12 protein-coding genes and 1 pseudogene are annotated in these 21,719 nt (G+C 62.4%); 10 read left to right on the forward strand and 3 right to left on the reverse strand.

Going from position 1 to position 21,719, the window contains the following annotated elements; genetic code table 11:
• Window positions 1-160: 160 nt before the first annotated feature.
• Window positions 161-1,234, reverse strand: coding sequence for a helix-turn-helix transcriptional regulator (locus CVO77_RS00695; RefSeq protein ID WP_158257949.1), 1,074 nt, complete (start codon window positions 1,232-1,234; stop codon window positions 161-163).
• On the opposite strand from CVO77_RS00695, the gene CVO77_RS00700 reads away from it, so the two are divergent.
• Window positions 1,151-8,299: an autotransporter outer membrane beta-barrel domain-containing protein gene (locus CVO77_RS00700; RefSeq protein ID WP_158257950.1), complete on the forward strand. Its 7,149-nt coding sequence runs from the start codon at window positions 1,151-1,153 to the stop codon at window positions 8,297-8,299. The genes CVO77_RS00695 and CVO77_RS00700 overlap by 84 nt on opposite strands.
• 363 nt (window positions 8,300-8,662) lie before the next feature.
• Here CVO77_RS00700 and CVO77_RS00705 read toward each other — a convergent pair whose 3' ends face one another.
• Window positions 8,663-9,538, reverse strand: coding sequence for a crotonase/enoyl-CoA hydratase family protein (locus CVO77_RS00705; RefSeq protein ID WP_105997438.1), 876 nt, complete (start codon window positions 9,536-9,538; stop codon window positions 8,663-8,665).
• Between the two features lie 23 nt (window positions 9,539-9,561).
• Window positions 9,562-10,398, reverse strand: a complete 837-nt coding sequence (locus CVO77_RS00710; RefSeq protein ID WP_158257951.1) for an enoyl-CoA hydratase/isomerase family protein — start codon at window positions 10,396-10,398, stop codon at window positions 9,562-9,564.
• 176 nt (window positions 10,399-10,574) lie between these two features.
• On the opposite strand from CVO77_RS00710, the gene CVO77_RS00715 reads away from it, so the two are divergent.
• The 9 genes and pseudogenes from CVO77_RS00715 to CVO77_RS00750 all read left to right on the forward strand — a co-directional run bounded on the left by CVO77_RS00715 (window position 10,575) and on the right by CVO77_RS00750 (window position 21,718).
• A complete protein-coding gene (locus tag CVO77_RS00715) occupies window positions 10,575-12,764 on the forward strand; it encodes a TonB-dependent receptor (protein WP_158257952.1) in 2,190 nt (729 codons plus the stop codon).
• A gap of 5 nt (window positions 12,765-12,769) precedes the next feature.
• Window positions 12,770-12,964: pseudogene (locus CVO77_RS21885) on the forward strand (hypothetical protein); the annotation flags it as partial.
• Window positions 12,965-13,264: 300 nt separating this feature from the next.
• Window positions 13,265-13,843 carry an acyl-CoA dehydrogenase family protein gene (locus CVO77_RS21540; RefSeq protein WP_242446044.1) on the forward strand — a complete coding sequence of 193 codons (579 nt, stop codon included), beginning with the start codon at window positions 13,265-13,267 and terminating at the stop codon, window positions 13,841-13,843.
• The gene (locus CVO77_RS00725) at window positions 13,840-15,012 is read left to right on the forward strand and encodes an acyl-CoA dehydrogenase family protein (protein ID WP_105997442.1); all 1,173 of its coding nucleotides are present in this window, start codon (window positions 13,840-13,842) and stop codon (window positions 15,010-15,012) included. The genes CVO77_RS21540 and CVO77_RS00725 overlap by 4 nt, the downstream gene beginning before the upstream one ends.
• A gap of 23 nt (window positions 15,013-15,035) precedes the next feature.
• On the forward strand, window positions 15,036-16,682 hold the full coding sequence (locus CVO77_RS00730) for a class I adenylate-forming enzyme family protein (protein ID WP_158257953.1): 1,647 nt from the start codon (window positions 15,036-15,038) through the stop codon (window positions 16,680-16,682).
• A 2-nt stretch (window positions 16,683-16,684) separates the two neighbouring features.
• Window positions 16,685-17,509, forward strand: coding sequence for an enoyl-CoA hydratase/isomerase family protein (locus tag CVO77_RS00735; RefSeq protein ID WP_158257954.1), 825 nt, complete (start codon window positions 16,685-16,687; stop codon window positions 17,507-17,509).
• A 2-nt stretch (window positions 17,510-17,511) separates the two neighbouring features.
• Complete coding sequence (locus CVO77_RS00740) at window positions 17,512-19,233, forward strand: class I adenylate-forming enzyme family protein (RefSeq protein WP_197709657.1); 1,722 nt, start codon at window positions 17,512-17,514, stop codon at window positions 19,231-19,233.
• Window positions 19,230-20,669, forward strand: coding sequence for an MFS transporter (locus tag CVO77_RS00745; RefSeq protein WP_158257955.1), 1,440 nt, complete (start codon window positions 19,230-19,232; stop codon window positions 20,667-20,669). Before CVO77_RS00740 ends, CVO77_RS00745 begins: the two co-directional genes overlap by 4 nt.
• Window positions 20,666-21,718 carry a phosphotransferase family protein gene (locus tag CVO77_RS00750; protein ID WP_105997446.1) on the forward strand — a complete coding sequence of 351 codons (1,053 nt, stop codon included), beginning with the start codon at window positions 20,666-20,668 and terminating at the stop codon, window positions 21,716-21,718. Before CVO77_RS00745 ends, CVO77_RS00750 begins: the two co-directional genes overlap by 4 nt.
• Window position 21,719 lies beyond the last annotated feature (1 nt).

The raw sequence follows: 21,719 nt of genomic DNA on the forward strand, positions 1-21,719 counted from the left end.
GGATTCATGCCCCATTTGCGAATGATACCCCTGTGCAGCCGCGCCTCTATCGAACTGCTCAGGGGTTTATTTGCTGCGGCCACACCATGCGTCCATCATCTGTTTACCCAACAGATGTTTATCATATTGTTGTTTACGCTGGCCCGATCCGTCCGGGCGTTTATTCCGGAGTCAAACGGGCAAAGCGATGGGCCAGGTTCGACAGGCCGACAAAGCTGCCGGTCCGGGTCTTGTCATAGATGCGGTGGAGATGCGTCCGGGTCGTCGCCCTGGCCATGCCCACCCGCTCACCAATGCCGACAAGATCGCCATGTTCGATGGCATCGCGCAAGACGCGCAATTCCGTGGGGGTCAGGCGATAGAGGTCCGCAATGGCTTCAAAGGCGATCGGCGGCGTCTGTTCAAGCTCGGTGATATGGACGGCGTGCGTTGGTACAGGCCCGGTTGCAAAGCGTCCGAACCGGTTCGGCTCCAGCGTCCTTGCCTGGCACAGAAGATTTGCGGGGGCGGCGCTGTCGTTGCCGGGCCATTCGAGAGCGACCGGTTCGCCGCTTGCAATGGCCGCCGATATCGTCCGTCCCAGCGCGCCGTCGCCAATACCGTCGCCGACGCGCAATGTCAGCAACGAAGCGAGCGGCGGATCGATCTCCGCTATGACATGCTTGTCGGTCAGCAGCAGGACGTGGCGGCTGACCCCGCTAAAGGCCAGGCGCGTCGCCTGCTGATCGGCGGCATGGACCAGGTGGCTCTGGATATAGATCGCCCGGCGCAGATGCGGGACCAGCCCCGATAGTTCGGCACATTCGTCCGGCGTGAAGGGGCCCGCCGGCGCCATTCTGATCAAGGCCAGATGGGCCACGAAACTGGACTGCTTGATCAGGTTCACCGCCAGATTATCGATGATATTCTGTGGCGCCAGATATTCGCGGTAGAATATGCTGTCGCGCACCTCGTCCGTTTGCAGGTGGGGATAAGCCGGCGCGCAGACACCTTCCGGCGTCGCTCTCAATATCGGTTGCAGCAGATCATGCTGCGCATAGGTTTCGACATAGCGCTGCAACCAGACGGGGTCGTTGCCGAATTGCGTATGGAAGCCCGCGTCGCGCTCCATATCGCTCCAGCCGATAAAACCGGCCTGCGCGCCGAATGCGTGGACCAGGCGTTCGATGAGCACGGAAAACAGATCGCGGTCGAATGCCGCGTCGTAAATTTCCTCTATCCCGACCGATTTCATTTCACTGTCCCACAAGGTCCCGTCGCGACGCCATCACAACCGCACATACAGGCGAATGTCGAGCGCGCTCAGGCCCGATGCGACGATTTGCAACAGGTTGCGACAAGTTACCCGGTTCCCGCAACAACTGTTTACGCGCCACTTGGCCGCCCCGGAATGCCGCCGAAAATCTATTCGGAAAGCCGGGAAAAAACCCTTGATCCGTGCGTCAAAATAAATGGGGAAATCACGATGATCACCACCAATCTGCTCAAATCCAGCTCAGTCATCGCTCTGGTCGTCGGGGCAAGCTTTGCCTTCATGGCTATGCCAGCGTTGGCGAACGACTGGACCGGCGCGGTGGATAATGATTGGAACAATCCCGGCAACTGGAGTGACGGGGTCGTACCCCCCTCGGGCAACACCTTCGTCGATACCACGGCCAACGCGCCGATCATCGGCGCCGGGGTTGATGCCAAGACGAGCCGCCTGGTCGTCGGATTCGACGGCACCGGCAGCCTGACCGTTCGCGATGGCGGCACGTTGACGCAGGACGGCGACATCGGGGTCGGCGGCAGGCCGCTCGACGGAACAGCGGGCAACGGAACGCTTTTGATAACGGGAGCCGGCTCGCGCGTGACCGCGACCAACGGACGCCTTTTCCTGGCCACGCGGCCCAATTCACAAGGCAGGGTGACGATTGACGCGGGCGGCGTCATGCGCGTGGTCGGGGCGAACATTGGATCCGAGACGTCGACTGCGAACATCACGGTAACCGGTGCGGGTTCTTTGCTCGACCTCGGATCGCTGAACGCCCTCAGCCTCGGTAGCGACAATGGTCCGCTCGGTTCGGCTTCGCTCAGCATTCTCGACGGCGGGCGCGTCACCTCGACGTCGGGAGACAGGCACGTAGTAGGCCGAACCGGCACCATCACGATCGGTGGCGCAAACTCCGCCCTTATACTGTCCTCTAGAACCGACATTGACGGCAGTTTGATTGTCGAGAACGGCGGGCTTGCCCAGCTTTCCAGCCTGTCGCAGTTCGGCAATTTCTTCGACGGCTCGCTGATGTTGCGCAGCGGTGGGCGACTGGAAACCATCGGTTCTCAGCCGATGATATTCAACGAGCGCACCAAGGTGTTGGTCAGCGGTGCCGGAACGCAGTGGACGACCGAAGGCGGGATCATCATCAATGCCCGGGCCGTGGCGGCTAACCCGATATTCGATTTCGTGATCGACGATCGCGCGACCTTGACCACGCCCAGCCTGCTTGTCGGCCCCGACGGGATTGGCGCGATCACGGTTCAGGGCGGCGCGACCGTGACAGCAGGAAGTTTCGGTGTTGGCGGGGGGCAGTCGACAGGAGTGAACGGTCGGGGCACAATGCTCATCACCGGCGCGGGAACGCTGGTGACGACGCCCAGCCAGATTTACGTCGCACCGCAGGCCAATTCACAAGGCAATCTGACGGTCGCGGCAGGGGCTGTGCTCCGTGGTAATTCTTTACAGATCGGGATCGGAGAAGGGGCGACCGGAATCGTGACGGTCACCGGTGCCGATTCGCTGATCGATCACGGTGGCCTAGCGTTGTTGCTGGGGAATAGCGGAGCCAATCCGGGCGTGGGGACGTTGAACATCCTCGACGGTGGCCAAGTGACTGGCTCCAGAGGGGGCAACTCCGTTGGGATCGGCAGCGCAATCAACATCAGCGGTGCGAACTCACTGCTCTCCGTCATAGGGAGCATTTTTATCGACGGCACATTGCTCGTCGAAAACGGCGGCGCCATTTCTTACACCAGCATCGGCCTCAACGGCACAGCATCGCTGCGTAACGCCAGATTATCGGTCCCGCTTGGCAACGGCTTTAACGACTTCGATGTCAATCCGGGAGGGTCGTTGATCGCCGAGAACAGTACGGTTTCGGTTGGCTCAAGCTTCAATGTAGCGGGATCGGCGACGCTTCACGGCATCGAAATGTCCGCAGCCCAGATCGAAATCTCGCAGAACGGCGTCCTGAACATTGGCGGGGCCGATGGCGCGGCGGCGGGTGACGGGGGAACGCTGACCGCCCAAAGCATCACGGTCGGCGACCCCGATTCGCGGCTGGTGTTCAACCACAGCAGGGCCGACCTGATCGTGAGCGCACCGATTATCGGCAACGGCCGCGTCTTGCATCGTGCGGGCACGACGATATTAACGACCGGTGCCCATACAGGAAGCATAGCCAATATCGATGTGACGGGCGGCCGGTTGTTCGTTGACGGGCGCGTCTCCGCAAGAAACCTGACGCTGGAGGGCGGCGCGACGCTGGGCGGCGCTGGCACCCTGAATGGGTCCGTCGCTGTGACGGATGGAATTGTTGCGCCGGGCAATCGCGGTGTGGGCACGCTGACCCTCGGGAATCTTTCGCTGACCGCCGCGTCAGTTCTCAACTTTGAGTTGGGCGCGCCCGGCACGCCTAGCGTCGGCAGCGACCTCATCAAAGTGGGCAATATCGACAATAGCGGCAATCTGACCCTCGACGGGACGTTGAACGTCACCAATGTCGGCGGCTTTGGCGCCGGGCTTTACCGGTTGATCGATTACAACGGCGGATTGACGAATGAGGGTCTGAACATCGGGGCGACGCCGGCGGGCTTTGCAGCCACCGATTTGACCGTACAGACTGCGGTTGCGCGTCAGGTCAATCTGTTGGTCGCAGCTTCGGCGGGCAATTTCAGCTTTTGGGATGGTCCGAACATCACGGGCAATAATATCGTCGATGGCGGCACCGGCACATGGACGGCCACTGGTCCCAATTGGACGGGTGCCGACGGGGCCGCGAACGGCGCCTATGATCCGACGACGCTGCTGATCTTTGCTGGCACTGGCGGAACGGTCACAGTCGACAACAGCGCTGCACCGATCACCATCGCCAGCGGAATGCAATTCGCGACAAATGGCTACACGCTGACCGGAGGTGCGCTCGAATTGACCACCCCGGTATCTGCGTTCGTCAGGGGGGCGACGATTCGTGTCGGCGACGGCACCGCGGCAGGCGCTGATATTGCCGCGACCATCAAAACTGCGCTCACGGGGCCTTCGGGCTTCGACAAGACCGATCTCGGTACTCTGCGTTTGACGGGTGCAAGCAGCATCAATGGCGAAGTCGGGGTGCTGGCGGGCAACCTGACGCTCGACGGCGGCACTCTGGAAACAAGCGCGCTGCGCGTCGCACCGGATCCCGGATCGACGGCAACTGTCCTGGTAACTGGCGGCGCAGTGCTGACCACCATGGGAGCGTCGGTCGCGCCCGAAACCGATTCGACGGGCACAGTGACCATTTCGGGTGAGGGGTCGCGCTGGAACATCGTCGGCGCCGGCGGAGTCCGCGTCGGCAGCGTCACTGCGCCCAATGCCCGCGGCCTCATCGACATCGTCGATGGCGGCGTGATGAGCTACACGGCGGCATTTAGAAACGATCCGGTTCTCGTGAGCAATGACAGCGGCATCCGGGTGTCGGGAGCCAGTTCGCGCTTCGAGGCTGACGCCATCGTGCTGTTCAACACCGGCAGGGGCGGTGCAATGCTGCTCGAAAACGGCGGCGTCGCGCGGGTAGAAAATGCAGAGTTCGGTAACCTGTCCTCGTTGACCGTGCAGAGCGGTGGACGTTTCGAGACGACCGGCACCGGCAGCCTGTCCTTTGGCACGGGGGCGAGCATGCTTGTCACCGGTGCCGGAACACAGCTCAATTCAGCGGGCGCATTCTCCTTCGGAGGCAATGGAGTTGGCGGACAGGACCTCGTCATCGACGACAATGCCATCGTCACCTCGACCGCCAATACCGACAGCGGCTTGGGCTTCGACACCGGGCGGCGTCTGATCATTAGCAATGGCGCCCAATTCAATCTGACCGGCGGAACCAACGCCGGCTTGCAGATGGAAAATTCGATGCTGCTGGTGACCGACGCCAGTGTAACACTTGGCGGAGGGCTGCTGGCCGGGCAGCGTTTCGGTAACTCGACCATCGTCCTGCGGAATGCGAATTTCACTGCCGGCTCGGTCGAGTTGCGGGCAGGAACCGATCGGATAGTCATCGGGGCGGACGTCGGCGAGGCGGCGGGTGGGGTCGGTCTTTTCGACGTGGCCGGTTCGTTCTCGCTCGGCAATGCGGCCACGACTCTTGTCCTGAATCATACAGGGACCGGGTTTACGATCGGATCGGAGTTTCGGGGGCTGGGGACGATCCGCCACTTCGCGGGCGATACGCGCTTCACCAGTGCCACGACGCAGTGGCGCGGCAACACGCTTCTCACCGGAGGGGCCCTTGCCGTCGATGGCCTGCTTGGTGACAGCCAAGGCCCCGCGACCAGCATGACGGTCAGCGGCGGCGCGACTCTGTCGGGCCGCGGGACGATCGGTGGATTGGTGACCGTTGCCGACGGCATCATCCGTCCCGGCGGCGACGCGCTGGACGCGCCAGCCGAGACCCGTGGGCGCAATGCGGGCCAAGCCCTGCTTGGCGGAGATGCGGTCGGCACGCTGACATTCAGCGGGCAACTGGCGCTTGGCGCCGCGTCGCGGCTTGGGTTTCAGCTCGGTGCACCGACGGGCGCTTCGGGCGTGGACAGCGACCTGATCAATGTCGCGGGCAATCTGACGCTCGACGGCACGCTCGAGGTGACGGACGTCGGCGGGTTCGGTGAAGGTGTGTACCGACTGATCAACTATGGCGGCACGCTGACCGACAATGGTCTGGACATCGGGACGGTGCCCGGCGGTTTCAGTGCGACCGACCTGGCGGTGCAAACATCGGTGGCGAGCCAAGTCAACCTGATCGTCGCCGCCCCGGCTCCCACGACCAGCAGTTTCACCTTCTGGGACGGCCCGAACATGACGGGCAATAGCGCCGTCGATGGCGGCAGCGGAACATGGTCGAGCGCGGGCACCAACTGGTCGATTGCAGACGGTTCCATCAACGGTGTCTATGACCGCTCGCGTCTGCTGATCTTCAGCGGCACGGGCGGCGTCGTGACGGTCGATAATACAGGCTCACCCGTAACACTGGAAAACGGCGTCCAGTTCGCCGCCGACGGCTACACGGTGGCGGACGGAAATATCGTTCTGGACGATGACAATGTCGACCAGGTGATCTTTCGCGTTGGCGACGGTACCGCGGCCGGTGCGGGATTCACTGCAACGATCGGGTCTGCTCTGACTGGCGGAGCCGAGCTTCAAAAGACCGACCTCGGCACGCTCGTGCTGACCGGGGCCAATAGCTACAGCGGCGGGACGCATATCGTGAATGGCGCCATCCGCGGCAATGCGACGAGCATTCAAGGCAATGTCCGCCTTGAAGATGGTGGCACGCTGGTTTTCGATCAGGCAAGCGATGGCGTCTTTGCCGGACTTTTTTCGGGAAGCGGGGTGGTTCGCACACGGGGCACCGGTGTTCTCGACATCACGGGTTCGTCGGATGCGTTTGAAGGCATGACCATTGTCGAGGCAGGCGCGTTGCGGCTGACCGGTGCGCTTGGCGGTTTGACGAGGATCGGATCCGCTGGCGCCCTGACGGGTGACGGCACATTGGCGCAGCTGGACGTTTCGGGCCGCGTGTCTCCTGGCGGGGCCGGTATCGCGACGTTAACGGTCGACAATTTCAACAATAATCAAGAAACACGTTTGCCTGCCAACAGCAGTTTCGCACGCGGAAGCATCGCCGCAGCAGTCGCGACCACGCCGGACATCGTCTTCCGCGCCGGGTCGATCTACGCGGTCGATCTGGCGGCATCCGGTGCGGGTGACAGGATCAACGCCACCGGCACAGCGACATTGGAGGGCGGCACCGTCGCGATTACGACGCTCGACGCCGATCTTGCCTATACTGACGGCGTGATATTCCGCATCTTGAATGCAGAGGGCGGGTTGACCGGAACGTTCGCCGGACTGACCGAAAGTTCGGCGTTCCTCGATTTCGCGCTCGGCTATGATCCGACCGGGGCTTTCCTCCGGCTTTCCCAGGTTCGCATGTTCCCCGATGTCGCCCGGACCATCAACCAAAAGGCCGCCGCAAGCGCGCTTGGCACCCTATTGCGCCCGGCGGGTTCGGACGGTTTGGCGGTCTATAACGCCGTGCTCGGGCTTGATGAAGATGCGGCGCGCGCGGCATTTGATGCCAGCTCCGGTGAAATCTACGCTAGCCTCTTAGCTGCACGTCAGCGTCAGGGCTTTGCCTTGACCAGCCGGTTTACCTCGCGGGCGCAGGCCGATTTGCGCGAGGGTTTGGGAATTTGGGGCGGTATTACGGGCCATGATGGCCGGATCGATGCCGACGATGATCTGAACGCCGGACGCGTTTCCAGCGACGGTATCGGCGGCGAAATCGGCATCGATTACCGCGGCGACAATAATGCCTGGGCGGCGGGCTTAGGCGGCGGATGGCAAGACGGTAACGTCGATCTGCCTATCCGTGCCTCTCACGCGAAGAACAAGACATGGCACGTCGGGGGCTATCTACGCGCCGGAACCGGCGGTCCGGGCTTTACGGCTGTTGCGACGGCGGTTCATGCCAGAGCGGACACCGATGTTGCCCGCTCGATCAACTTTGGCACAATCGCGCGCACGGCAAGCGCCAACACTGATATCTCGACCACCGCGCTCGGCGTCGATGTGCGCTACGGTTGGGGCATCGGGAATTGGTCCCTTGGCCCGGCTGCGAGTGCAGGATTGGCGAATAGCCGTTTCTCCGCCTTTTCGGAAAGCGGTGCTGACACGCTGAACTTGTCGGGCAGCGGGAACCGCGACAAATTGAGCCGCTACGGTGTGGGAGGCTTCGTCCGCAACAGCGGGCCGGCAGGCTATATCGATCTGACAGCTTACTACGTGCCCGGCGACCGCGACGATGCACGCGCCACACTCAGCATGGCCGGATCGCCACAAGCTTTCACGGTGTTGGCCCCGCGCGGTTCGAAATCGTCCGTTCGGATAAGCGCGAGCAGCCAGTACAACATCACAGAAAATCTGTCGTTGGGTGGAAATCTTGGCTTCGATCAGGGCTCTAATGAACGCGATATCTACGGCCACGCTCGCCTCAGTTATCGGTTCTGACGATGGGATGGCCGACGCCAAACATGCTGCAGAACATTGCCTTTACACGCCGACTTTCTGGGGTTTTCGATCAAAAAGCCGCCGGTCCGCAAGCAGCCAGCTCTTGTCAATTAGCGGCCGGGCGGCAACGCGCCCGATTTAGGCCGTACCGGCGGCCAAATGAAAAGCCCGAAAGCAGCCGCTCGCTGACTTCAGAACAACGCGATGGCTTTGTACCTGAGTAGAGCCGTTTGGACTACAATGGTCCGGCGCCTGAAAGCGGTCATTACGTCGCTAACGGACAGTGCCAGCTTCGCGCCGCGTCTCCTGCCGATCACACTAATAACGCTGTTTCTAGAACCGCCCTTCCGGCGCGTGCCATAGTTACCGAAAGACGGGTTCGGACCATTCGGGCCAAATATTTGGCATCTCAGAGGATACGCGTCCGGTAAAAACAGGGGCCCGTTTCTCGAGAAAGGCCGCGAGTGCTTCGCGTGCATCTTGCGTGCCGCCCAGCATCTGGATCGCCCTGCTGTCGGCTCGATGGGCGGCCATCGGATGTTCGGCAGCCGCAAGACGCCAGAACATCTGGCGCGTAAGCGAGGCGGAAAGGGGGGCTGCTTGCTCCGCAATTTCCAACGCAAGCTCGCGCGCCGCCATCATGAGTTGGTCGGGTTCGTGGAGTGAAAAGACGAGGTTGCGGTGGAGCGCTTCCTCGGCCTCGACGGTCCGACCGCCGAGGCACCAGGCGAGCGCGGTCTGCACGCCGACATGCCGGGTCAGGAACCAGCTCGCCGCGGCCTCGGGGACGATGCCGCGGCGCGCGAAAACGAAGCCGAAGCGCGCTGTCGTTGAGGCGATCCGGATGTCGGCCGCCAACGGAATCGTCGCGCCCGCGCCGATCGCGGGCCCATTGATCGCAGCGATTACTGGCTTCAGGCTCTCGAACATGCGCATCGTCACTCGGCCGCCGCCGTCGCGGTAGATGCCGTTCACTTTCGTAGTCTCGCGTTCGGGTTCGCCGCCTTTCGAAAATTCGAACGTCTTGGGGCCGCCGGACAGATCGGCGCCCGAACAGAAAGCGCGGCCTTCGCCGGTCAAGATGATCGCGCGAACTGCGTCGTCGCGGTCGGTTTGATCGAGGACATCGAGCAGTTCGGCCATCATGCGGGTGTTAAAGGCATTGAGCTTCTCGGGCCGCGCGAGCGTGATCGTCGCGACATTCCCTTCGAGCGAATAGGTGATGGTCTCAAAGTTCATGGGGCTATTTCCATTTTTCAAAGCTATTCGAAGGCGGGGCGCCGTTTCTCGCGAAAGGCGCGCCAGCCCTCTTCGGCATCAGGGTGGTGATCCGAAATCGCTGCGCGCGCCGCAATGTCCATCGCGGCCTGCTCGAAACCAAGGTCGACTGCACTGTCGATGGCGTTTTTGAGCAGGCGCAGCGCCACCTGCGGGCCGTGGGCGAATTCTAGCGCCAGCGCCCTGGCGCGGTCGAGCAGAGCGCCCGGCGACACGATTTCATGGACAAGGCCGAGCGCGGCTGCTTCATCGGCACCGACCAGACGGCCGCGAAGTAACAGATCCTTGGTGCGGGCGATCCCGATCAACCTGACGAGCAGATGATGGCCGCCTTCATCGGGCAGGAAGCCCATCCGCATGGTGCCGCTTCCCATTTTCGCGCTCTCGGCCACCAGACGGAAATCGCAGCAGAGAGCTAGCGAGAAACCCGACTGGACCGCGGCCCCGTTGATCGCAGCAATGGTGATCTTGTCGAACGTCATGAGCGTGCGGTTGAGTTGCTGCGATATCGTCCGCAGCGAACTGTAGGTCGCGATCGGGCCCTTCCTGCCCTTGCGCACGGGCTGCGATCGCGCCGCTTCCCATTGCTCCTCGGCGAAGGCTCCCTTGACATCGTCGCCCGCGCAATAGGTGCGGCCCTCGCCGGTGAAGATCAACACGCGGCAGGCATCATCATATTGGAGTTGGGTGAGCGCTTCGATGAGATCGCGCTTCGCCGAAATGTCGAGGACGTTGAGGCGGTCGGGACGGTCGAACCGGATCAGCGCGATCCCGTCATCGTCGATGTCCAGTCGAAAGCCGCTGTAGCCTGCCTTGCTCATGTTATAACTCCCGCACCCTAGTGCCGCCCTCATATTTCGGGCGCAAGGTGCGGGGCGCCATTCCACATATGTGGAATAAAGCGTGGGGGCGTTGTCTCGACCCACCGCGGTTCGCATCATCGAGCACGAGGAAGAGTTCCGGCCGAAAGGGGATCGGAACCATCGGGAGAGAAGATATGGCACGAGATTCGATCCATGGGCGTATTGCCGCCCGCGCACTGCTGGGCGTCAGTCTTTTCACGGTGACATCTGCTGCGCACGCTCAGGAAACGGCGACACAAACCGCAAAGGCGGCGGATGTCACCGCGGATGATAGCGGCGATATCATCGTCACTGCGCAGCGGCGCCAGGAACGGTTGACCGACGTCCCGATCTCGATCACTGCGATCACCGGCGACCAGATCGCTGCGGCGGGGATCTCCAACAGCAATGATATCGGGCTCATCACGCCGGGTCTCTATATTCCGCAGACCGGGCAGAACGTACAGCCGACAATCCGCGGCATCGGTACGACGATTTCCGCTGTCGGCGCCGACGCCAACGTCGCGCTCTATATCGATGGCGTCTATCAGTCGGCGCAGACATCGAATAGCTTCGCATTGCCTGATCTCGACCGCATCGAGGTTCTGAAAGGGCCGCAGGGCACGCTGTTCGGGCGCAACGCGACCGGCGGCGCGATCGTCATTCATACCCGCGAGCCAAGCTTCACGCCGACGGGTTCACTCAGTCTCAGCTATGGCAGTTTCAATGAGTTCATGGCGCGCGGCTACGTGTCGGGTCCGATCACAGACAAGCTCGCCGCCTCGCTCAGCTTCGTCTCGACCCATGATCGTGGCTACACCTGGAACGCGACGCGGAACGAATGGAATTCCGAAACCGACGAGGACACGATCCGCTGGCGCATCCTCTGGGAACCGACGAGCGAACTCAAGGTCATCCTGACAGGCCAATATTCCGACCGCGCATCCAATTTGGCCCAAAGTATCAAGCCTTTGGATGGCAATGTAAACGTCAGGGGGACCCACCCGGACCTCTATCTGCCGACCGATCCCAAGATCATCGTGATCAACGAAGCGCCGGTCGCCAAGGTGGAATCGAAGGGCGGAAGCCTCGACGTCGAATGGAACACGGGCGGCGGCACGTTGACGTCGACCACCGCCTATTCGAAGGATGTTCCGTACCAGATTTTCGACACCGACTATACGTCGCTGTCCAATTCGGTGCAGGAATTCACGACGCCGTCCGAAACCTTCACGCAGGAATTCACTTACGCCTCCGATCTGTCGGGACCGATAAACTTCGTCGTCGGGGGCTTCTATTTCGATAATAAGGCGCAGCTTATCCGCTGGTCGCGGCGACAGCTTGATGGGCCGCTCACCGCCTTTCTCGACGCGCGCACCAAGACGACATCGCTGGCGGCGTTCGGCGAACTCTACGTCGACCTGACCGACCGCCTGCGCGTCATCGGCGGCATTCGTTATACGAACGAGAAGAAGTCCATCGATGCGACGGGAATTCTCGACGGGCCGGATACGCTCGTCACTGACGACAAGTGGAACAGCTTCACGCCCCGCGCGTCGATCCTCTATGAAATCACCCCATCGACGAACGTCTATGCGACTTTCAGCCAGGGGTTCAAGGCCGGCGCATACAATCCGTCGTTCATCGCGGGCGTGCCGGTGCAGACCGACTCGGTCGATCCTGAAAAGGTGACCGCTTACGAAATCGGCTTGAAGCATAGCGATCCGAAACTGCGTTTCGGGCTTTCCGCCTTCTACTATGATTATAGCGATATCCAGGTGCAGATTCTGACCAGCATTGGCGGGGTCAATACGACGGTGATCCAGAATGCAGCCGATGCGACAGTCTATGGCGGCGACGCCGAGCTGAGCTATCGGGTCAGCGACGTCTTCTCGCTCCAGGCAGGGCTCGCCTACACCCACGGGCGTTACGACAATTTCGAGGACGCGGTGCTGACCGAACCGTTACCGAACGGCGGTAATCGCCAGTTCGTCGGCGATGCGAGCGGCAACAAGATGATCCGCACAGCGCCCTTTACCACCAATATCGGCTTTAACTTCAACCATCCAGTGAATGACGATCTGAGCGTCGAGGTCAACTCGGTCGCATCCTATAATTCGGGTTTCTACATGGATCCCGGCAACCGGGTGAAGCAAAACGCCTTCACACTGATCAACATGAGCGCGTCGCTCGTCTTCGGGGACGGTGGCTACAAGCTTGGCGTGTGGGCGCGCAATCTGCTCGACGAAGGATATAATATCTATGCCGCGCAATCGACGACCGGCGACAATATCGCTTACGGCCGTCCTCGCAGCATCGGTGTTCAGGCGTCGGCGCGGTTCTGACGGTGATGGCGGAGGATGCGTTCGACACGGGGGCGCTGATAGCAAGCGTCGAGGAGGTGCTCGCCGATCTGCTTGATGTCCGGGCGCATCAGCGCATCGCCGATGGTGATGCCGAGGTCGAACGGCGTATCTGGTCGACAGCGCGGTCGCTCGGTTGGCTGTCGATCGGCGTTTCCGAAGAAAAGGGGGGGCTGGGGCTGGGGGCCGCGGGCATCGCCGCGGTGCAGCGAGCGCTGGGTGCGGCGCTGGCCCCTGGTCCCTTCCTGCCGACCCTGGCGGCGGCGCAGCTGCTCGATACATGGCCCGCAGGCGGCGATGTCGTCGCGGACCTCGTCGCCGGTGAAGCTTCGGCGGCGATCCCGGCCGACTTCGGCGTCTCGAACCATATATCGTGGGACGGAAAGCAGCTGACGACTCCCGGCAAACTGCTAATGTTTGGGGCACCCGACGCTCGGTTCTGTCTCCTTCCGGTCCGGAGCGGAGCGCTGCTTCTTTGCGAAATGGATGCGAAGGAAACACGCGCGCTCGACAGCTGGGATCGTTCGCGTGCGTTGTTTGAAATCGCCGGCGCTTCGCTCGCGCCGCTTGTCGCCGGCGATGATCGGCAGGCCGCTCATCTCGAGTGGATATTCCTCTTGCTCCTCGCCGCCGACAGCCTCGGAGGCTCCGAAGCCATTTTGGCGCAAACGATTAATTATATGAAAATACGCGAACAGTTCGGCCAGCCGATCGGCTCCTTCCAGGCGCTCAAACATCGCGCCGCCAATCTGTCGGCCGATATCGTGACCAGTGCGCGGATCGCCGAGCAGGCAATCGACAGTCATGATGCCGTGGCCGGTTTTTGGTCGCGTCTAGCGAAAGCCGCAGTGAGCGAAACCTTTGTTCGTACCGCGGGTGAGGCGGTCCAGCTTCATGGCGGCATCGGCTATACCTGGGAGCATGGCTGCCATCTTTATCTCAAGCGCGCGCGCCTCAACGAAGCGCTGTGTCGCAGCAACTCGGCCCTCCGGGATGCCGCCGCGTCCGATCTCATCGGGCTCCTTGCCACTGGGGTCGACGTTATGGAGATTGCGGCATGATCGTCGAGCATAAGGGCGATCCGGTCGTCTTTCGCGCGGCGCTTCGTGAGTGGCTCGCACGCGTTGTTCCCGCCGACTGGAGCCGCAAGATGCTTCGCGCGAGTTCCGACGAGTTCGTCGTGTTCCAACGCTGGTGGATGGAAGAGCGGCGTAAGGTCGGGATGGCAACCCCACACTGGCCTGCCGAATTTGGCGGTGCCGACCTCCGCCTGGCGCATGAGATCATCATCGCCGACGAATTCGCGCGCGCCAATGCTCCGCCGGTTACCCTTTATATCGTTTCGCTCAACCATATTCCCGCAACGCTGCTGCAATGGGGGACGCAGAAACAGAAGGATCGCTACCTTCCAGGGGTCGCGCGCGGCGAAATATGGTGCCAGGGGTTTTCGGAACCGAGTGCGGGATCGGATCTTGCTGCGCTGCGGACCCGTGCGGTGCGTGACGGTGACAATTACATCGTCAACGGCCAGAAAATATGGTCCTCTTATTCGATGTATGCCGACTATTGCATCCTGCTCACCCGCACCGATTTCCAAGCATCCAAGCATCGCGGCATTTCCTATTTCATTCTCGACATGCGCGCCCCGGGCGTCGAGGTTCGTCCGATCCGGCAGGCGAACGGCCATGCGCGCTTCGGCGAAATCTTCCTTACTGACGTCGTCATTCCGGCTGCAAATCTTGTCGGCGCTGAAAATGACGGCTGGACTGTCGCGCAGTCGACACTCGCTGCCGAGCGTGGCATCTTGAGTTTTGAACGCGCGGAGCGCCGCGGCTATGCAATCGCGGCGCTCGTCGCTGAGGCGGCGGCCGACCCCCAAAGCTGGTGGCGCGAGCCGGCGCTCCGCGCCGAATTCATGCAGATCTTCGCCGAGGCGCAGGCGAGCCGCAGGCTCGCTCGCGCGCTGCTTGCCGAAAAGGGAGGCGGCGTTCCGCTCAGCAAGATGACCGCAGCCTATATGAAATTGACCTCAACCTCACTGATGCAGCGGATCGGTGACTTTCTGGTCCGCGCCCACGGGATTTCGGCGCAGGTCGATCCGACCGGCGAGGGAACGGCCAGCGAGGGAATGCGCGAATATCTTCAGAGCTTCGGCGAGACGATCGCCGCCGGTTCGAACGAGATCATGCGCAACCTCATCGCCGAGCGCGACCTGGGGTTGCCGCGATGAGCGCTGAAAGCGGGCTTTCTTTGATGCTTGATCTTCCGGGCGGCGCGGCTTTTCGTCCGACGCTTCCTGATTGTTTGCAGGCTGCCGCGGCAGCCTATGAAGACGCCGAATATCTCGTGTCGAGCGACCAGCGGGTCAGCTTTCGCGAGGCCGAGCGGGCTTCCGCCAAGATTGCGCGCGCGCTCCTTGCTCTCGGGTCGACGAAGGAGAGCCGCGTCGGCCTCCTGATGTCGAACCGCCCGTTCTGGGCGGTGATCTTCTTCGGCATCGCGCGTGCCGGCGGTATAACCGTGCCGTTCAGCACCTTTTACCAAGCACCCGAGATCGCATGGTGTCTCGCGCACACCGACGTCGAGACGCTGATCATCGAGCCTTCCTATTTACGGCAGGACTATCTTGCGCTCCTTGAGGCGGCAATCCCGGGGCTTGCGGACCAGAAAGGGCCGACACTCTTCTTCCCCGACTTTCCTTTTTTGCGGCGCATCATTGTCGCGGGAGCGTGCGATCGCGCGTGGGCATTGTCGCTCGATGACGCGCTCGATGCGGCGGCATCGCGCGCTGAAATCGACGACGCCTTTCTCGCGCGCGTCGAAGCGGCGATCAGCCCGGCCGACCGTCTGCTCATCATCTGCACATCGGGATCGAGCGGCGAACCGAAGGCGGTCGTCCACACACACGGCGTCGCGGTCCGGATCACCAACAGCTTTCTCGACTACCTTGACTTGCGCCGGGGTGATCGCAATTATACCGGTCAGCCCTTCTTCTGGATCGGAGGGCTCAATGTGAACCTGCTCCCGGCGCTTCAGGCCGGGATGTGCCTGATCTTCGCCGATCGACCCGAGCCAGCGGAGCTGGCGCGGCTTATTGCCGACGAGTCGATCACCCGGCTGTCGCTCTGGCCCGCCCAGATCAAGGCGATCGTGGAAGCCGCCGAGCGCGAGGGCGTATCACTGGCGAGTGTGCGCAGCGGCCTCGGTGCCCCGCGTGACGAAGCCGGCCTGGTCATCCCCGCCGATCGCCGTATGGGCGGCGTTCTCGGGATGACCGAGAGTTTCGGCATGCACAGCATCGACCGGCGAACCACGCCGCTGCCGCGCGGCAAGGGCGGCACATGGGGGCGACATCTTCCGGGGGTCGAGCGGCGCATCGTCGACCCCATTACGCGCGCCGTTCTGCCGCCGGGCAGCAAGGGCGAGCTTGAAGTGCGCGGCTACACGCTGATGCAGGGCTATTACAAACGCGATCGCGAGGAAGTATTCGCCGCCGATGGCTGGTTCGCAACCGACGATCTTTGCACCATCGATGCGGATGATTTTCTTTATTTTCACGGTCGTGCAGGCGAGATGATCAAGACGTCGGGCGCCAATGTATCACCGCGCGAGGTCGAACTCGCCCTGCAGTCGCATGCCGGGATCGAGGAAGCGATTGTGTTCGGTGTCCCCGATTCGGTGCGTGGCGAAACCATCGTTGCGGTGATCGTGCCCGTAGGGGAAGGCCGTTTCGACGAGGCGGCGGCGCGTGGGCATCTCGCGACGCGCATTTCAAGCTTCAAGATTCCGCACCGCTTCGTCGCCATGGCGAAGGAGGAAATCCCCCGAACGGGTTCCGAAAAACCGATCAAAGGCGTGCTTCGCGATCGCCTCGCCGATCAAAGCAGCAACAAGGAGTGACTGTGTCCCATTTGTCCCCGCCCAGCGGCTATGAACAATATACCGCCCTTCGCCTCGAGCGCGCCGATGGCATATTGACGATAACCATCTCCAACCCGGCCAAGAAAAATGCGGTGACCCCGCAAATGAGCGAGGAACTGGCGACCATTTGGGAAACGATCTGGGTCGACCCCGAAACCCGCGTTGTGATCCTGACGGGCGATGGCGACAATTTCTGTTCGGGCGCCGACTTGTCCGGGATCGCCGCACGGCATGGCTCGGCTCCGCCCGAGCGACTGACGCATCCAACCACGCGCGTCGCAAGGAAGCATGTCTTCGGCATCATGGAGTGCGAGAAGCCGGTCCTAGCCAAGGTGCGCGGCGTTGCTTATGGTCTTGGTGTCAATATGGCGCTCGCGAGTGACATGGTGTTCGCGTCGGAAAATGCGCGGTTGTGCGACAGCCACGTCAAGGCGGGCATGGTAGCTGGTGACGGCGGGGTATTGCTCTGGCCGCTTGCGATTGGCTTTCACCGCGCCAAGCAATATCTAATGACCGGCGATCCAATCCCCGCCAAACTCGCCGAAGAACTGGGCCTGATCAACGCTTGCCTTCCCGACGACCAGCTTGACGCGCACGTCCAGGCGATGGCCGAAAAGCTACGCGATCTGCCACCGCATGCGGTCAATTATACAAAGATGTCGCTCAATCTCGCGCTGAAGCAGATGACGCAGACGGCGTTCGAGGCCTCGCTCGCCTATGAAATCTATTCGATGGGAATGAACGACTTCAAAGAGGCGACCACTGCCTTTGTCGAGAAGCGCAAAGGCGTATTCAAGGGCAATTGAACGTGGCCGAAGCATTCGATCTCGAAGCCGACTCGACGCCGCGCCGCAGCACCGCCGAGGTCGAGACGATACTCACCGCACCCGGCGCGCCCTTCGAAATGGCAACGATCGAAGTGGAGGGCGCGCCGACCCGTGTCTATGTCCATGCCAAGGCTGATCTTCGCGCCATATTCGAGGAGTCGCGGCGTTTCGGGGATGCGATCTTTCTTCAATATCTGGACGAGAAGATCAGCTTCGAGGCGCATTGGCGCGCCGCGACCACTCTTGCCCATCATCTGGCGGACAGCGTTGGCGTCGGGAAAGGAGACCGCGTCGCGGTCTGCATGCGCAATTATCCCGAATGGTCGGTTGCGGCGTGGGCGGCGCTGGCGGTTGGCGCGGTGCTTGTGCCGCTCAACGCTTGGGGAACGGGTGAGGACATCGCGCGGCAGGTGGGCGAGACCGGAGCGAAGCTGTTGTTCGCAGACAGCGAGCGGATGACACGGCTCGAAGGTCATGATCTGGGTGGCGTGCCGCAGATTTCAGTCCGGGGTGCGGGCCGGGGCAGGCCGCTCGATGAACTCATCGGATGTCCTGGCACCTGGGCTGATCTCGACCCGCCCGCGCTGCGCGATCCCGGCCTCAAACCCGACGACCTTGCGACGCTCTTCTACAGCTCGGGGACGACGGGCCGCAGCCGTGCGGTGTTCGGAACGCACCGCAACATCACGACCAACCTTGTCAACACCGGTGTGCGCGCGGCACGCGCTGCGCTGCGCCGCGGCGATGAACTGCCGCCGCCGACCGGGCCCAACAGCCTTCTCCTCGGCGTCCCGCTGTTTCACGTCACCGGGTTCAACGCCGTGCTTGTGCCCGCGCTGGCCGCGGGTAGCCGCGTCGTCCTGATGTATAAATGGGACGCGGGGGAAGCAGCGCTGCTCATCGAAGAAGAGCGCGTGACCGCGACGACGCTCGTTCCAACCATGTGGCTTCAGCTACTCGAAAGTGTCGAAGCCGGCATCCATGATCTCTCATCACTCGTCACCGCAGGGTCAGGCGGTGCGGCGGCTGGCGCGTCGCTTTTCGACCGGCTTCGCCACCGCATTCCTTGCGCGTCGATCGGACAGGGCTATGGCGCGACCGAAACCGCTTCGCTGATTGCCGCTATCTGCTGCGAGGATCTCGATCACCGCCCCGGCAGCGTCGGGCTCCCGGTACCGTGCTGCGACGTGCGGATCGTCGACGACGACGGGTTCGACGTTCCGCCTGGGGTCCGCGGCGAGCTTCTCGTACGCGGCGCGAACGTCACCCAGGGCTATTGGCCGCTGGGCGAAGCCGAACCCGCGGCGAGGGGCGACGGTGATTGGTACGCAACGGGCGATCTCGTGCGGCAGGATAGCGAGGGTTTCCTCTATATCCTCGACCGGAAGAAGGATCTGATCATCCGCGGCGGCGAGAATATCCATTGCCTCGAGATCGAGGAAGCACTTCGCGCGCATGAAGCGATCATCGACGCCGCCGTGCTCGGTCGATTTCATCCGATCCTCGGCGAGGATGTCGTAGCGGTCGTCCAACTCGCGGAAGCCGCGCCGCGACCCTCGGATTCGGACGTCGCCTTCTTTCTTTCTGACCGGCTGTCGGCGCACAAATGCCCGGTCGCAATCGACTATCAATGGGAACCGCTTCCGCGCAATGCGGCGGGCAAGGTCCTGAAGCCGCTCCTGCGCGAAAGGATGTCGCGGTGAACGGGGCATCGGCGCCGAAGCGGTCGATCGGTCGGCTCGTCGTCGCGCTGATGATGGTCGAGATGATCAGTTCGTTCGAAAACAGCATGACGATTACCGCGCTGCCGACAATAGCGCGCCAGTTCAACGATATTGCCCATGTCGGGTGGCTCATCACCGGTTTCGTCCTTGTTCAGGCAGGGACAGCGGCAGTCGGCGGGCGGCTTGGCGACATCTACGGGCGCCGTCGGATGCTCGCCATCATTGCGATTCTCTGCGCCGCGGGATCGGTCGTCAGCGCGCTCGCGACGACGCTTGAGGGTATTATCATTGGCCGCGCTATCCAGGGCGTCTCAGGCGCGCTGCTGCCGCTTTGTTTCGGCATCGTCCGCGAATATGTGCCGCAGGAGAAGGTCGCCTTCTGGGTCGGCTGCCTGTCGGGTGCCTATGCGGTGGGGGCGGGGCTCGGCAACGTCCTGGCCGGATTTCTGGTAGACCTTGGCGGCTGGCACACCATCTTCCTCTTCACCGCCGGCTACAGCGTGCTGGCGCTCATCCCGCTGGCGACGATGGTTCCCGAAACGACGCGCCTTACGCTTAAGGGCCAAACCGACTATCTTGGGGGCCTTTTGTTCGTGCCCGCGGTCGCGCTCACCCTCTACGGTTTCGGCAATATCTCGAGCAGCCCGTTTTTGTCGGTCACCGTCGCAGGCTGTTCATTGATCGGCCTTGGATTGATCGCGCTTTGGGCCTGGCACGAAAGTCGTCATCCCGAACCGCTTATCGACGTGCGCCTGCTCGCGAACCGCGACATCGCGCTTGCTAATCTCTGCTATGCATTGCTCGGCCTCGGGATGGTCCAGATGCCGATCATCTCGATGATGCTCCTGCAGCAGCCGGTCTGGACGGGCATCGGCCTTGGCGTGACCGCTACGATCGCTGGGATCGTGAAAACCCCCACCGCGTTCGGCTCTGCCGTGGCTTCGCCGCTCAGCGGCTATATCAGCGGGCGTTTCGGCGGTCGGGCGTCGATCGTCACTGGTTCGGCGCTTGGTATCGTCGGTTGGGGCGGGCTCACCCTGTTTCATGATTCGATCGCGCTGGCGGTGATGTGGATGACGATCGGCGTCGCGGCGATCGCGATGCTGCTGGCCGCGGTGCCCAATATCGTTCTCGCCCACGTTCCGCTATCGCGCAGCAGCGAAGCCACCGGCCTGTCGATGGTGGTTAAGGGCATTTTCGCCGGCGTCGGGGCACAGGCGGTAACGGCAATCCTGGGAAGCCGTTCGATCCTAGGTGCCGACGGGACCGCCTATCCTTCGCGCGAGGGCTTCATGCTCTGCCTTGGCCTGACGACAGGGACCGCGGTGCTCATTCTTCTCACGGGGCTCACGATCGGACGCGGGAAACCGACACCCGCAGCCGAAGAAAACACGGTGCGGGAGGTGGCCGCATGAGCGGCGCCGGAACAGGGCCCGAAGGCGTCCGCCCCGTCGAAGCGCGCGATCAACTCGATCGCGACAGCCTGCAGCGCTGGCTCGACGCCGCGGTTCCCGGGGCCGGGCCGGTCCACGGCCTTTACGCTTTCAATGGCGGCAATTCGAACCCGACTTTCCTGCTTGTCACTGCGGCTGGCGAACTCGTCCTGCGGCGCAAGCCGATCGGCAATCTGCTCCCCTCGGCGCATGCGGTCGATCGGGAATTTCGCGTCATGGCGGCGCTCCGCCAAACCGATGTTCCGGTGCCGCGTGTTCACGCGCTCTGCGAGGACGACGCGGTGCTCGGCGCGGCCTTCTATGTCATGGACCGGGTGCCGGGGCGCGTGATCTGGGATCTGTCGCTTCCCGGCTTCGAGCCCGGCGAACGAGCGGCTCTTTATACCGATCAGATCGACACGATCGCGCGGCTTCACGCGGTCGATCCGAACGCCATCGGCCTTGCCGACTATGGCCGGTCCGGGAATTACAACGAACGCCAGATCAGCCGCTGGGTACGCCAATATCGCGCGTCGGCGGGCCAGACGATCGATTCCATGGAGGCCCTTATCGACGCCTTGTCGGCGGCGATCCCCGCTTCTAATGCTGCGGTGATCGTCCATGGCGATCTCAGACTCGACAATATGGTCATCGCCGAACGCACACCGGCGGTGGCCGCGCTTCTGGACTGGGAATTGTCGACGATCGGCAATCCCGACGCCGACTTCGCTTATTATCTCATGCATTGGGATTTGCCTGCGGGCGAGCGCAGCAGCCTCGGCGGGCACAATTTGGCCGCGCTGGGCATACCGTCGTGCGATGAGGCGCTGCAGCGCTATACCGGGACGAGCGGCCGCGCGATTCCGGACATCGCCTGGTATATCGCCTATAATATGTTTCGCCTTGCGGCGATCCGCGCCGGAATGGCGGCGCGGGTACGGGCGGGGACGGCGTCCAACGAACGCATGGCGAGCGCCGCCGCGAGCATTCCGAAGCTGGCACGGCGGGCGCTGGACCTGCTAGGAGGGTGAT

This window comes from Sphingopyxis lindanitolerans, assembly GCF_002993885.1.
Taxonomy (GTDB): Bacteria; Pseudomonadota; Alphaproteobacteria; order Sphingomonadales; family Sphingomonadaceae; genus Sphingopyxis; species Sphingopyxis lindanitolerans.

Bases quoted from the DNA above. Each gene is read 5' to 3' on its own strand.
- CVO77_RS00750 (WP_105997446.1), top strand. From the start codon at position 20,666: ATGAGCGGCGCCGGAACAGGGCCCGAAGGCGTCCGCCCCGTCGAAGCG.
- CVO77_RS00730 (WP_158257953.1), top strand. From the start codon at position 15,036: ATGCTTGATCTTCCGGGCGGCGCGGCTTTTCGTCCGACGCTTCCTGAT.
- CVO77_RS00710 (WP_158257951.1), bottom strand. From the start codon at position 10,398: ATGAGCAAGGCAGGCTACAGCGGCTTTCGACTGGACATCGACGATGAC.
- CVO77_RS00705 (WP_105997438.1), bottom strand. From the start codon at position 9,538: ATGAACTTTGAGACCATCACCTATTCGCTCGAAGGGAATGTCGCGACG.
- CVO77_RS00715 (WP_158257952.1), top strand. From the start codon at position 10,575: ATGGCACGAGATTCGATCCATGGGCGTATTGCCGCCCGCGCACTGCTG.
- CVO77_RS00695 (WP_158257949.1), bottom strand. From the start codon at position 1,234: ATGAAATCGGTCGGGATAGAGGAAATTTACGACGCGGCATTCGACCGC.
- CVO77_RS00725 (WP_105997442.1), top strand. From the start codon at position 13,840: ATGATCGTCGAGCATAAGGGCGATCCGGTCGTCTTTCGCGCGGCGCTT.
- CVO77_RS21540 (WP_242446044.1), top strand. From the start codon at position 13,265: ATGGATGCGAAGGAAACACGCGCGCTCGACAGCTGGGATCGTTCGCGT.